Genomic DNA, 12,701 nt, shown 5'->3' on the forward strand with positions numbered 1-12,701 from the left:
TCCATTGCGTTCCCGCGCCCCAGCGGCAGCGGTCGACCGCCCCATGCTACGACAGGGTGGGCCCCTTAAACGACGAACCCCGGCCAGGCCGGGGTTCGTCTGCGATCTACGCCAGCCTTACTTGGCGGCGATGACCTTGGCCATTTCCAGGCACTTGTTCGAGTAGCCCCACTCGTTGTCGTACCAGGTCACCAGCTTGACGAAGGTGCCGTCCAGGGCGATGCCGGCATCGGCGTCGAACACCGAGGTGCAGGTTTCGCCGCGGAAATCGGTGGCCACCACCTTGTCTTCGGTGTAGCCCAGGATGCCCTTCAGCGGGCCTTCGCTCTGTGCCTTCACTTCGGCGCAGATCTCGGCGTAGGTGGCTTCCTTTTCCAGCTCGACGGTCAGGTCGACCACCGACACGTCCGAGGTCGGCACGCGGAAGCTCATGCCGGTCAGCTTCTTGTTCAGTTCCGGAATGACCACGCCGACGGCCTTGGCCGCACCGGTGGACGAGGGAATGATGTTTTCCAGGATGCCACGGCCGCCGCGCCAGTCCTTGTTGGACGGGCCATCGACGGTCTTCTGGGTGGCGGTGGCCGCATGCACGGTGGTCATCAGGCCGCGCTTGATGCCCCACTTGTCATTGATGACCTTGGCCAGCGGGGCCAGGCAGTTGGTGGTGCACGAGGCGTTGGAGATGATCGCCTGGCCGGCGTAGGTCTTGTCGTTCACGCCGTACACGAACATCGGCGTGTCGTCCTTCGACGGGGCCGACATGATGACCTTCTTGGCGCCGGCATCGATGTGCTTCTGCGCGGTTTCCTTGGTCAGGAACAGGCCGGTGGCTTCCAGCACCACATCAGCGCCGACTTCATCCCACTTCAGGTTGGCCGGGTCGCGTTCCTGGGTCAGGCGGATCTTCTTGCCGTTGACCAGCAGGTCATTGCCCTGCACCGCCACGTCGGCCTTGAAGCGGCCGTGCACGGAGTCGTACTTGAGCATGTACGCCAGGTAGTCCGGCTCCAGCAGATCGTTGATGGCCACGATTTCGATGTCGTCGCCGAAGTTCAGCACCGCCGAGCGCAGGACGTTACGCCCGATGCGACCGAAACCGTTGATACCAACCTTGATTGCCATTTCTCAAGCTCCTGCGGCCGCGACAGGTGCGGCGGGATGGATAGGGCCCACAAGTCTAGCAAACCGCCGCTGGCCACCGTGGGCCAGCCGGGACCGCCGGCCGGCCCACGGACAGGATTTGATCCGGATCAAAGCGTTAGCGCGGCGTGAGGCCGAGACTGTCGCCATCCACCCAGCAACGAGAACACCCCCATGCGCAAGACCTCCCCCCTGATCGTGGCCAGCCTGGCCGCCGCCCTGTCGCTCGCCGCCGCCCCGGCCATGGCCCAGTCCAAGGGCGACTGGACCGTCTCGGCCGGCGTGCACCAGGTGGCGCCGAAGTCGAACAACGGCTGGCTGGCCGGCGGCACCCTGAAGGTCGACGTCGACAATGACGTCAAGCCGACCATCACCGGCGAGTACTTCATCGCCGACAACCTGGGCATCGAAGTGCTGGCCGCGCTGCCGTTCAAGCACGACATCAACATCAACGGCCTGGGCCGCGTCGGCAGCACCAAGCAGCTGCCGCCGGTGGTCACCCTGCAGTACCACTTCAACAGCAAGGGCAAGGTGTCGCCGTTCGTCGGCGCCGGCCTGAACTACACCACCTTCTTCAGCGAAGACACTACGGGTGCGCTGGCCGGCAGCAAGCTGAAGCTGCAGGATTCGTGGGGCCTGGCCGCACACGCCGGCGTGGACTTCGCGATCGGCGAGAAGGGCGCCCTGCGCGTGGACATGCGCTGGATCGACATCGACAGCAAGGTGAAGTTGAACGGCGAGAAGATCGGCACGGTCAACATCGATCCGCTGGTCTACGGCGCTTCGTACGTCTTCAAGTTCTAAAGCGGTGTATTGGGCGCGGGGGCTTCGCCCCCGCTCCCCCGCTACACGCAGAACCCTCGCAGCATGTTGCCCCGGTAATTGCCGGGGCTTTTTTGTGCCTGGGACTGAAGCGGTTCCGGAGCTGGGGCAAGGCAGGGAGCGGAGCCGGGACACGCCGTAAACCCATCCCTGGGGGCTCGATGGCGCCATCCATGGCGCCAACGGTCCCGGCTCCGCTCCCCGCCTTGCCCCTTCCCATCACCGCGTGCGTACCAGCTCAAGCAAAGGCAAGAGCAGAACCCGTGCATCCGAGGCGCAGTGATTGCCTGTAATTGCAGGAGGCCGATTTTGATCCTGCATTTGTTTTTGATGTTGCATTTGACGTTTGCATCCGCCTCCGCGGCCATGTTTGGAGGGGAGCGCAGAGGGAGGGGCGGTGGGACCGTTGGCGCCATGGATGGCGCCATCGAGCCTCCAAGGACGGATTTACGGCGTGTCCCGCCGCCCCTCCCTCTACGCTTCCACTTCGGAACAGGAACGCGCCGCTCTTCAATCCACCTACCCCGCTAGAATGGGCGCATGAAAGCCCTGCACTCCCTGTTCCTCGCCGCCGCCCTGGCGCCGGCCCTGCTGTCCGTCTCCGCCCCTGCCCATGCCTGGGGCGCGCAAGGCCACCGCCTTGTCGCCGAAGTCGCCGACGCCCGCCTCACCCCCGCCGCCCGCGCCGAAGTGGACCGCCTGCTGGCCACCGAACCGGACGCCACCCTGGCCAGCATCGCGCCCTGGGCCGACCAGCTGCGCGCCAAGGACCCGGGCCTGGGCCGTCGCTCGGCCGGCTGGCACTACGTCAACATCGCCGAAGACGACTGCCACTACGAAGCACCGAAGCACTGCAGGAACGGCAACTGCATCGTCGAAGCCCTCAAGGCGCAGAGCGCCATTCTGGGCGACCGCAGCCTGACTGACGGCGAGCGCCTGCAGGCGCTGAAGTTCGTCGTGCACCTGGTCGGCGACATCCACCAGCCGATGCACGCCGGCTACGCCCACGACAAGGGCGGCAATGATTTCCAGCTGCAGTTCGGCAACCGCGGTACCAACCTGCACTCGCTGTGGGACAGCGGCATGCTCAACACCCGCAAGCTGGACGATGCCGGCTACCTGCCGGTGCTGCAGAGCCAGCGCGCACCGAAGCTGGCGCGCCAGTCCAACCCGCAGCGCGACCCGCAGGTCTGGGCCGAGGCCAGCTGCCGCATCTCCATGCAAGCTGGCGTTTATCCGGCCTCGCGTAAAATCGGTGACGAGTACACCGAGCGCTACCGGCCGCTGGCCGAAGCGCAGCTGCGGCTGGCCGGTGAAAACCTGGCGCAGTTGCTGAACCGCGTGCTCGGCACGCGCTGAGGAGAGCTCCAATGCCGGTCCAGGTGCAGTCGTTCTTCCACCGTGACAGCAACACCTTCAGCTACCTGGTCAGCGACCCGGCCAGCGGCGAGGCGGCGCTGATCGATCCGGTCCTGGACTACGACCCGGACACCGACGCCAGCAGCGAATCACCGCTGCGCGCGGCATTACAGGCCATCGAACAACAGGGCCTGCAGCTGCGCTGGCTGCTGGAGACCCATGCCCACGCCGACCATGTGTCGGCCGGGCGCCGGCTCAAGCAGCGCTTTCCGCAGGCCACGCTGGCCATCGGTGAAGGCATCCGTGCGGTGCAGGCGACGTTTGCGCCACGCTATGGCCTGCAGCTTCCGGGCGCCGATGAAATCTTCGACCACCTGTTCAGTGACGGCGAGACCTTCACTTTGGGCGAACTGCGCTGCCAGGTGATCGCCGTGCCCGGCCACACCAGCGACAGCATCGCCTACCTGATCGACGATGCGCTGTTCACTGGCGACTCGCTGTTCATGCCCGACGGCGGCACTGCCCGCTGCGACTTCCCCGGCGGTGATGCCGCACAGCTGTACCGCTCGATCCAGCGCCTGCTGGCCCTGCCGGATGCCACCCGCGTGTTCGTCTGCCACGACTACGGCCCGGGCGGCCGCGACTTCGCCAACGAAACCACCATCGGTGAACAGCGCGCGCACAACATCCACGTGCACGACGGCGTGGCCGAGGCGGAGTTCGTCAGCGTGCGCCAGGCCCGCGATGCGACGTTGGAAGAACCGAAGCTGATGCAGCCTGCGGTAAAGGCCAATATCCAGGGCGGGGCCTGACGTACGCCGGGCAGAGCCCGGCGCCATCGGTTTCCATCACGGACCGCGAGCGTTCATTTTCCCTGCATCCGCACCACGTGCTGGCCCTTCACGATCTCGAACGTGAAGGCGTACTGCAGGGTGACCGCTACCGGCTCGACGCGCTCGGCGCCCCGGCAGTCACCGCGGTCGGCAGGCACCTTGCCCGCCGCGAAGTGGCAGACCGCTGCGGACGAGTACTTCCACATCGCCACGGCTTCCTGGGCAGCCTGCAGCAGGGGCGCATTCTCGCCCGCAGCACCTGCCGCGCACTCCGGACGATCGGTCAATGGCAGGCTTCGCTCCACGGCGCCATTGGCATCAACCACCACCTGCAGGCAGATCGTGGTCGGCGCCAGTTCCGCGCGCGGGTCACGATCGCCAACCTCCGGGTCCGGTGCCGCGTACAGCTGCGGCATCCGGTAGCCTTCGGTCGCACCCAGCGAATACACCTGCAGCTGTCCACCGCCGCTGCCCGCCTGCGGCTGCAGGCGCTGGTGGCCGACATTTTCGCTGCGGGTATCCACCGTGGTCAGGCGGTCCTGGCTCGCACACCCGACCAGCAGCGCTGCCGCCATGATCAGCGACATGGACTTCATTGGGTGTCCTCAGTGTTGTCCATGGCGAACGTGATCGGAATCTTCACCGCCGCTGCAACCGGCTTACCGTTCTTCATCGCCGGCCGATAGGTCCAGCTGCGTGCCGCAGCGATCGACACCGCATCGAACACGCCCGGATTGGTGGCACTGAGCACGCGGACATCGCTGGGACGCCCCTGCGCATCCACCTCCACGCGCAGGTTCACCACGCCTACCTGGCGCTGCTCGAACGCGGATTTCGGATAGGACGGCGGTGGCATCCTGTCGATCTGGATCGGACGGTCCAGCCCAGCCTTGGCCGCATCTTCTTCAGCGTGCTCGAACGGCTCGACACCGATCCCCGGGCTCCCGACCGCGCCGCCCTGGCTGGCCCATGCCACCGCGCCCATGCCCACACACAACCCGACCACCAGCACCTGCCCGGACACCCACGGCAATGCCTTCCGCTTGGACTGCTTCAACATGGCGATACGCTCCTTCAACACGGGTTGGCTGCGCCAATGGCAGACCGCGGGCGCAACCGGGTGGACCAGCTGCGCCTTCAGCAGCGTGCTGGCGTAGAGGCCGCGCAGCGCCGGCTGCGGGGCCATGGTGCGGGCATCGCAGGCCAGTTCCTGGTCGCGCAGGAAGCGGCCCGCAGCCCACGGCAGAAGCGGGTGGAACCAGAACACCGCGCGCACCAGCAGCAGCGCACCGTTGGCCCAGTGATCGCCATGACGGTGATGGCTGCGCTCGTGCTGCAGGATCAAGCTCTGTTCCTGTGCGGTGAACTGCAGGTCGAAGTCGGGACCAACCACGATGCGTGGGCGCCACAGGCCGACCAGCGCGGGCAAGCCGGGATCGCCGCTGGCCTGCCAGCTGCCATCGGTGCGCGGCGTCAGTGGCCCCATGCTCCGTTCGAAACGATGTTGTGCGTGCAGGTCGCGCAACAGGCGGATGCCCGCACCCAATGCCCACAGCGCGAACAACAGCCCGGCCCATGGCAACGAGGGCCCGCTCAGGGCATCGAGGGCACCGGGCATCACTTTCAGCGGCAGCGTGGGTACCTGCTGCAACACCGCAACCTGTGGCAATGGCAGCGTCAGGGCCACCAGCAGCAGCGGCAGCAGCCACCAGCTGCGGTAGGCCAGCCCAGCGCCCCCCAACCGCACCAGCAGCGGTCGCAGCACCGCCAGCAGGACCACACCCACGGCCAGCCACAAGCTGGCCCGCCACAGTCCGTCGAGCAGCTCAGTCATGGTCCAGCTCCTGGATCAGCTTCTTCAGTTCGGCGATGTCCTGCGCGCTCAGCTGGCCGCGTTCGCTGAAGTGCGCGACCAGCGGCGCCACGCGCCCTTCGAAGACACGGCCGATGAAGTCCTGGCTCTGCGCCTCCACCCACGCCTGTCGCTGCAGCAGCGGCCGGTACAGGTAACGCCGTCCATCGCGCTCGGCAGTGATCGCGCCCTTGGTCAGCAGGCGGTTGAGCAGGGTCTTGATGGTCGGCTCGGCCCAGTCGCGATGGGCCAGCGCGGCCACCACGTCATCGGCACTACGCGGTGCCTGCTGCCACAGCACCTCCATCACGACGGCTTCGGCTTCGCTGATCGGGGTCATGGTTTACATCCGTAATCGACATATTGATTGCGCGCGTAATCGAACTGCCTGTCAAGCCCCTCGACTCCGGGTTCATCCCGGCTGCGCCAGCATCGGTTCCTCCCGCCCCTGGCCCCGGATGAAAGCACTGCCGAAGAAGGATTTCCCGGTCGAGCAGGCCCGCCGCTTCCTCGAACCCGGCCCGATCGTGCTGGTCAGCACGGCATGGCGCGGCCAGCGCAACCTGATGACGATGGGCTGGCACATGGTCATGGGCTTCTCGCCTTCACTGGTCGCCACCTACCTGTGGGACGCAAACCACAGCCACGCGTTGGCGCGCGGCAGCGGCGAGTGCGTGATCAACGTGCCCGGGGTGGAGCTGCTCGATACCGTGGTGGACATCGGCAACTGCAGCGGCCGCGAGGTCGACAAGTTCGCCCGTTTCGGGCTCGACGCACTGCCCGCGCGTGAGGTCGGCGCGCCACTGGTCGGCCAATGCCATTCGTGCTTCGAATGCCGCCTGTACGACGACAGCCAGGTGGCAGCGAGCAATCTGTTCATCTGGGAAATCGTGCACGCCCATGTTGCGCCCCGGCCGAAACTGCCGCGCACGGTGCATTACCGCGGCGATGGGCAGTTCATGGTGGCCGGCGCGGAAGTCTCGCGTCGACGGCGGTTCAAGCCCGACATGCTGTAATGCCCGCACTCCCCCGACGCAGGACCGCCGCGCATGACCGAACACCTCACCGACCTGGACGCCGCCGTCGACTGGTTGTTTGCGCGCGTGGACGGGCCGCTGCGGATCGGGGCACCGCTGGCACTGGGCAAGCCGCATCGGCTGCTCAATGCCCTCTACGCGCGCGTCGAGCACGATCCGTCGCGGCCGCTGCAGCTGTATACCGCGCTGTCGCTGAATCCGCCGAAGGCGCGGGGCAACGGCCTGGAAGCCCGCTTCCTGGCACCGTTCGCGCAGCGCCATTTCGGCGACGACTTCCCGCGCCTGGCCTATGCCGATGCGATCGCGCGCGACGCGTTGCCTGCACATGTGCAGGTGGAAGAGTTCTACATGCAGTCCGGCGCCCTGCTCGGGTCGCGCCAGGCGCAGTCCAGCTATACCAGCCTGAACTACACCCACGCCGCCGATGCGGTGGCGCAGCGCGCGCCACAGGTGATCGTGCAGAAAGTGGCGATGCGCCCGAACGACCGCCGGCTTTCCCTGTCGTGCAACAACGACATCACCCAGGACACGCTGGACGCGATGACCGCACGTGGCCTGCCGCGTCCGCTGCTGATTGCCGAGATCGATCCCCAGTTGCCCTACCTGGGCGGCTCGGCCACGGTCGATGTCTCGTTCTTCGATCTGGTGATCACCCCACCGCCGCCGTACCCGGCGCTGTTCGGGCTGCCGCGGCAGCCGGTCGGCGATGTCGACTACGCCATCGGCCTGTACGCCAGCACGCTGGTGCGCGATGGCGGCACGCTGCAGATCGGCATCGGTACGCTGGCCGACGCGCTCAGCCATGCGCTGGTGCTGCGCCACACCGACAACGCGCGCTACCGCCGCGTGCTGCACGCGCTGGATCCGCAGCTGGCCAGCCACCCGCTGGTGCAGGAGATCGGCGGCGTGGACCCGTTCGAAGTGGGCCTGTACGGCTGCAGCGAGATGCTCAACGAGGGCTTCCGCAGGCTGGTGCAGACCGGGGTGATCAAGCGCAAGGTACACGATGACCTGGCGCTGATGCAGCGCATCGAGAACGGCAGCACGCTGTCGATCGACCACGCCACACTGGCGGCCGAAGGTGAGTACCTGCACGGCGCGTTCTACCTGGGCTCGCCGGAATTCTACGAGTGGCTGCGCACGCTGCCAGAGGACGAGTGCCGTGCGATCGGCATGCGCCGCATCAGCGAGATCAACCAGCTGTACGGCGGCAACGAAACGCTGGAACGCCTGCAGCGCCGCCATGCGCGCTTCTTCAACTCCTGCATGATGGCCACCGCGCTGGGCGCGGCGGTGTCCGACGCGCTGGACGATGGACGCGTGGTATCCGGTGTGGGCGGCCAGTACAACTTCGTGGCGATGGCACATGCCCTGCCGGAAGCCCGCAGCGTGCTGATGTTCCGTGCCGCGCGCGATGACAAGGGCCGACGCGAATCCAACGTGCGCTGGAACTACGGGCACACCACCATTCCGCGCCACCTGCGCGACATCTACCTCAACGAATACGGCATTGCCGACCTGCGCGGACTGACCGACGAGGACTGCGTGCATGCGATGACCGCAATCACCGAGGCCCCGTTCCAGGGCGGCCTGCTGCAGCAGGCGCACGCCTCGCGCAAACTGCTGGCGGTCGCGCAACCGGATCCGCAGCGGCAGCAGCGCAATACGCCGCAGGCGCTGACAGCGGCGCTGGCCCCGTTCCGCGCCGATGGCAGCCTGCCGGACTATCCGCTGGGCAGTGACTTCAACGAGATCGAGCAGGTGCTGGTGAAAGCGCTGGCGTGGCTGAAGGCCAATACGCAGACCCGCGGCGACAAGCTGCGTACCGTCTGGGCAGCACTACGGCAACCGGCCGGCGACGGCGATGCGGTGTACCTGCAGCGCATGGGCCTGCAGGCACCGAAGGATTTCGCCGAACGCCTGGACGCGCGCCTGCTGCGGCTGGCACTGGCGCGCACCGCCTGAGAAAAGGGGACGGAGGGGATTAAGTCGTTTGTGCACAAACGACTTAATCCCCTCCGTCCCCTTTTTCCTGCGGCAAAGAAAAGGCCGGCGTGCGCCGGCCTTTCCTCATTACGTCGCGATGCTGCTTACAGCGCCTTGGCGGCTTCCACCACGTGCGCGGTGGTGATGCCGAAGTGCTTGTACAGCTGGTCGGCCGGGGCCGAGGCACCGAAGGTGTCGATACCGATCACTGCACCGTCCAGGCCGACGAACTGGCGCCAGAAGCCGGTGACACCGGCTTCCACAGCCACGCGCTTGCGCACCGCGTTCGGCAGTACCGATTCACGGTAGGCCGCGTCCTGGCGCAGGAACACGTCGGTGGACGGCATCGAGACCACGCGGGTCTTGAGACCAGCCGCATCCAGCTGGGCCTTGGCTTCGGTGGCCAGCGAGACTTCCGAACCGGTGGCGATCAGGATCACATCCGGGGTACCGGCGGCATCGGCCAGCACGTAACCGCCGCGCTCGATCTGCGCGATCTGCTCGGCGCTGCGCGGCTGGTGCGGCAGGTTCTGGCGGCTGAACACCAGGCAGCTCGGGCCGTCCTGGCGGGTGATCGCGGCCTTCCAGCTCACCGCCGACTCGACCGCATCGCACGGACGCCACACGTCGTTGTTCGGGATGTAGCGAAGCGAGGCCAGGTGCTCCACCGGCTGGTGGGTCGGGCCGTCTTCGCCCAGGCCGATCGAGTCGTGGGTGTAGACGTGGATGGCGTGCGCCGGGATCAGCGCGCTCATGCGCACGCCATTGCGGGCGTAATCGCTGAACACCAGGAAGGTGGCGTCGAACGGAATGAAGCCACCGTGCAGGGCCAGGCCGTTGGCAATGGCGGTCATGCCGAACTCGCGCACGCCGTAGTACACGTAGTTGGCGTTGGCGTCGTCGCTGGCAACCGATTTGCTGCCCTTCCAGAGGGTCAGGTTGGAGTGCGCCAGGTCGGCCGAGCCGCCGACGATTTCCGGCAGCAGCGGGGCATAGGCTTCGATGGCCAGCTGCGACGCCTTGCGCGAGGCGATCGTCGGGCCTTCCGCGGCCACCTGGGCGATGTACGCATCGGCCTTGGCAACGAAGTCGGCCGGCAGTTCGCCATGCGAGCGGCGGGTCAGTTCGGCTGCTTCAGCCGGGTACTGGCTGGCGTACTTGTCGAACAGCTGTTCCCACTCGGCCTGGCGCAGGATGCCGGCGCCATTGGCGCGCCAACCGTCGTAGATCGCCTGCGGGATCTCGAACGGGCCGTATTCCCAGCCCAGCTGCTTGCGGGTGGCTTCCAGCTCGTCCTTGCCCAGCGGTGCACCGTGGCTGGATTCCTTGCCCGCCTTGTTCGGCGAACCAAACCCGATGGTGGTGCGGCAGCAGATCAGGGTCGGCTTGTCGCTCTGCGACAGCGCGGCCTCGATGCCGGCCTTGATGCTGTCCGGGTCATGGCCATCGACGTCGCGCACCACGTTCCAGCCATAGGCCTCGAAACGCTCCGGGGTGTTGTCGGTGAACCAGCCCTCGACGTTGCCGTCGATGGAGATGTGGTTGTTGTCCCAGAAGCAGACCAGCTTGTGCAGGCCCCAGGTGCCGGCCAGCGAAGCGGCTTCATGCGACACGCCTTCCATCAGGCAGCCATCGCCCATGAACACCCAGGTGCGGTGGTCGACCACTTCCAGCTCCGGGCGGTTGAAGCGCTGTGCCAGCAGCTTCTCGGCCAGGGCGAAGCCCACTGCATTGGCGAAACCCTGGCCCAGCGGGCCGGTGGTGGTCTCCACGCCCGGGGTCTCGTGGCGTTCCGGGTGACCGGCGGTGTGGCTGCCCAGCTGGCGGAACAGCTTCAGCTGCTCGATCGGCAGGTCGTAACCGCTCAGGTGCAGCAGCGCGTACTGCAGCATCGAACCGTGGCCGTTGGACAGCACGAAACGGTCGCGGTTGAACCAGTGCGGGTTGCTCGGGTTATGGCGGAGGTAGTCGTTCCAGAGGACTTCGGCGATGTCGGCCATGCCCATGGGCATGCCGGGGTGGCCGGACTTTGCGGTTTCAACCGCATCGGCGGCAAGGAAGCGGATGGCGTTGGCCAACTGGCGACGGGTAGGCTGCGTCATGGTTCTGTCGGAATCGGGAGGCGGCCGCGGACGTGCGGGCGGCCTATTGTCCCATAGTCGCCGGGCGGGGGGTCAGTTCACCTTGCCCGGTCGTGCCGGCCGCTGGCCGGCACGTCATGATCTCCGCCGGATTCCGCATGTGAAAGGGGCCGGAGCCCTTTCCCCTGCGGAAAGGAATCCGACCCCGATCAGGTCGCCAGCAGTGGCGTTGGACTCAGTCCTGCTGCGGACCCAGCGCCGGGCCATCGTGCGACTCGCCCTTGGCCACCAGCGTGGTCAGGGCCAGGTCGCCGGTCACGTTCAGCGCGGTACGGCACATGTCCAGGAAGTGATTCACGCCCAGGATTAGGCCGATGCCCAGCGGGTTCACACCGACCATCGCGCAGATCATCGCCACCACCGGCAGCGATCCCGACGGCACGCCGGCGGTACCGATGCCACCGAGGATGCAGACCGCCATCACCATGATCTGCTGGCCGATGCTCAGGTCCACGCCGAAGAACTGGGCCAGGAAGATCACCGTCACACCCTCGAACAGCGCGGTGCCGTTCTGGTTGGCGGTGGCACCCACGGTCAGCACGAAGCGCGACACGCGCTGCGGCAAGCCCATCTGGTCGGCCACGCGCAGCGCGGTCGGCAGGGTGGCATTGCTGGAGGCGGTGGAGAACGCCATCACCGTTGCTTCCTGGGTATCGCGGAAGAACGACAGCGGCGAGCGGCCGGACAGCCACACCGCGGTACCGTAGGTCACGATCATGTGCAGGCCCAGCGCCAGCACCACCACGCCCACATAGGCACCCAGGCGGATGATCAGCTCGAAGCCGAACAGCGCGGCCAGGTTGAACATGAAGCAGGCCACCGCATAAGGGGCCAGACGGATGACCAGGTTGATCAGGGTCATCGAGATTTCGAACACGCCTTCGATGGCGCGGCGCAGCGGGGCAACCTTTTCATTGTCGGTCAGCACCATGCCGATGCCGAACATCAGCGCGAAGAACATCAGCGACAGGATCGCGCCGTTGTCCGACGCGGCCTGCAGCACGTTGCTCGGCACGATCGAAAGCAGCATGTCCATGCCCTTCGGCGTGCCGTGGATGCCAGCGACGATTTCCTTGCTGCGCTCGGCGTTCTCCGAGAGCATCAGTGCCGCAGTCTGCGGATCGACGCCCGCGCCCGGCTTGAGCAGGTTGACCAGCACCAGGCCGATGCCCACCGCGATGCCGGACAGCAGCACGGTGTAGGCCAGGGTCTTCCAGCCGATGCGGCCGAGGGCGCGGATGTCGCCCATCTCCGACACGCCCATGATCAGCGCCGAGAAGATCAGCGGCACGATCAGCATGAAGATCAGGTTGAGGAACAGGCCCGACGCCGGGGTGGTGACGTAGTCCATTACCCACTTGGCACCAGCCTGCAGACCATCGACGCTGCCGCCCAGGGCGTGCACGATCAGTCCCAGGACCAGGCCGATCGCAAAGCCGATGCCCATCTTCCAATGCAGGGGCAACTTCTTCTTGTCGGCAGCAGCTGCTGTCATACGCGGGTTTCCTCGAAAAATGAATGCACTCTAACA

The 12,701-nt window shown here is 66.5% G+C and carries 11 protein-coding genes; 5 read left to right on the forward strand and 6 right to left on the reverse strand.

All coding sequences use genetic code 11. The features are described from left to right. Positions 1-117: 117 nt before the first annotated feature. Positions 118-1,122 carry a type I glyceraldehyde-3-phosphate dehydrogenase gene (gene gap / locus AC5P7F_RS04165; protein WP_005414333.1) on the reverse strand — a complete coding sequence of 335 codons (1,005 nt, stop codon included), beginning with the start codon at positions 1,120-1,122 and terminating at the stop codon, positions 118-120. A gap of 192 nt (positions 1,123-1,314) precedes the next feature. On the opposite strand from gap, the gene AC5P7F_RS04170 reads away from it, so the two are divergent. From AC5P7F_RS04170 to AC5P7F_RS04180, 3 genes are all read left to right on the forward strand, one after another. Continuing rightward, positions 1,315-1,944: an OmpW/AlkL family protein gene (locus tag AC5P7F_RS04170; RefSeq protein ID WP_014648239.1), complete on the forward strand. Its 630-nt coding sequence runs from the start codon at positions 1,315-1,317 to the stop codon at positions 1,942-1,944. 558 nt (positions 1,945-2,502) lie between these two features. Next, positions 2,503-3,321 (forward strand): S1/P1 nuclease, encoded by an 819-nt coding sequence (locus tag AC5P7F_RS04175; RefSeq protein ID WP_049440438.1) that lies wholly within the window; start codon positions 2,503-2,505, stop codon positions 3,319-3,321. An 11-nt stretch (positions 3,322-3,332) separates the two neighbouring features. After that, positions 3,333-4,133, forward strand: coding sequence for an MBL fold metallo-hydrolase (locus AC5P7F_RS04180; RefSeq protein ID WP_014648241.1), 801 nt, complete (start codon positions 3,333-3,335; stop codon positions 4,131-4,133). A gap of 53 nt (positions 4,134-4,186) precedes the next feature. Here AC5P7F_RS04180 and AC5P7F_RS04185 read toward each other — a convergent pair whose 3' ends face one another. Genes AC5P7F_RS04185 through AC5P7F_RS04195 form a run of 3 tightly spaced genes read right to left on the reverse strand, consistent with a single transcriptional unit; the run spans position 4,187 to position 6,346 of the window. Further along, positions 4,187-4,750: a hypothetical protein gene (locus tag AC5P7F_RS04185; protein WP_049440440.1), complete on the reverse strand. Its 564-nt coding sequence runs from the start codon at positions 4,748-4,750 to the stop codon at positions 4,187-4,189. Next, entirely contained in the window at positions 4,747-5,988 is a 1,242-nt protein-coding gene (locus tag AC5P7F_RS04190; RefSeq protein ID WP_069118238.1) for a M56 family metallopeptidase, read from the reverse strand. The genes AC5P7F_RS04185 and AC5P7F_RS04190 overlap by 4 nt, the downstream gene beginning before the upstream one ends. Then, positions 5,981-6,346, reverse strand: a complete 366-nt coding sequence (locus tag AC5P7F_RS04195; RefSeq protein WP_014648244.1) for a BlaI/MecI/CopY family transcriptional regulator — start codon at positions 6,344-6,346, stop codon at positions 5,981-5,983. The genes AC5P7F_RS04190 and AC5P7F_RS04195 overlap by 8 nt, the downstream gene beginning before the upstream one ends. A 118-nt stretch (positions 6,347-6,464) precedes the next feature. On the opposite strand from AC5P7F_RS04195, the gene AC5P7F_RS04200 reads away from it, so the two are divergent. After that, positions 6,465-7,022 (forward strand): flavin reductase family protein, encoded by a 558-nt coding sequence (locus AC5P7F_RS04200; RefSeq protein ID WP_014648245.1) that lies wholly within the window; start codon positions 6,465-6,467, stop codon positions 7,020-7,022. Between the two features lie 33 nt (positions 7,023-7,055). Further along, the gene (locus AC5P7F_RS04205) at positions 7,056-9,008 is read left to right on the forward strand and encodes an acetyl-CoA hydrolase/transferase C-terminal domain-containing protein (RefSeq protein WP_049406588.1); all 1,953 of its coding nucleotides are present in this window, start codon (positions 7,056-7,058) and stop codon (positions 9,006-9,008) included. 125 nt (positions 9,009-9,133) lie between these two features. Here the strand turns inward: AC5P7F_RS04205 and tkt are convergent, their stop codons facing one another. Next, positions 9,134-11,131, reverse strand: a complete 1,998-nt coding sequence (gene tkt, locus AC5P7F_RS04210) for a transketolase (protein WP_164077921.1) — start codon at positions 11,129-11,131, stop codon at positions 9,134-9,136. 214 nt (positions 11,132-11,345) lie between these two features. Beyond that, positions 11,346-12,665: a dicarboxylate/amino acid:cation symporter gene (locus tag AC5P7F_RS04215; RefSeq protein ID WP_014648249.1), complete on the reverse strand. Its 1,320-nt coding sequence runs from the start codon at positions 12,663-12,665 to the stop codon at positions 11,346-11,348. Positions 12,666-12,701 lie beyond the last annotated feature (36 nt).

It is taken from the genome of Stenotrophomonas sp. YJH_SMC_105-26 (assembly GCF_059368915.1).

Bases quoted from the DNA above. Each gene is read 5' to 3' on its own strand.
- gap (WP_005414333.1), bottom strand. From the start codon at position 1,122: ATGGCAATCAAGGTTGGTATCAACGGTTTCGGTCGCATCGGGCGTAAC.
- AC5P7F_RS04200 (WP_014648245.1), top strand. From the start codon at position 6,465: ATGAAAGCACTGCCGAAGAAGGATTTCCCGGTCGAGCAGGCCCGCCGC.
- AC5P7F_RS04170 (WP_014648239.1), top strand. From the start codon at position 1,315: ATGCGCAAGACCTCCCCCCTGATCGTGGCCAGCCTGGCCGCCGCCCTG.
- AC5P7F_RS04180 (WP_014648241.1), top strand. From the start codon at position 3,333: ATGCCGGTCCAGGTGCAGTCGTTCTTCCACCGTGACAGCAACACCTTC.
- AC5P7F_RS04205 (WP_049406588.1), top strand. From the start codon at position 7,056: ATGACCGAACACCTCACCGACCTGGACGCCGCCGTCGACTGGTTGTTT.
- AC5P7F_RS04195 (WP_014648244.1), bottom strand. From the start codon at position 6,346: ATGACCCCGATCAGCGAAGCCGAAGCCGTCGTGATGGAGGTGCTGTGG.
- AC5P7F_RS04185 (WP_049440440.1), bottom strand. From the start codon at position 4,750: ATGAAGTCCATGTCGCTGATCATGGCGGCAGCGCTGCTGGTCGGGTGT.
- AC5P7F_RS04175 (WP_049440438.1), top strand. From the start codon at position 2,503: ATGAAAGCCCTGCACTCCCTGTTCCTCGCCGCCGCCCTGGCGCCGGCC.
- tkt (WP_164077921.1), bottom strand. From the start codon at position 11,131: ATGACGCAGCCTACCCGTCGCCAGTTGGCCAACGCCATCCGCTTCCTT.
- AC5P7F_RS04215 (WP_014648249.1), bottom strand. From the start codon at position 12,665: ATGACAGCAGCTGCTGCCGACAAGAAGAAGTTGCCCCTGCATTGGAAG.
- AC5P7F_RS04190 (WP_069118238.1), bottom strand. From the start codon at position 5,988: ATGACTGAGCTGCTCGACGGACTGTGGCGGGCCAGCTTGTGGCTGGCC.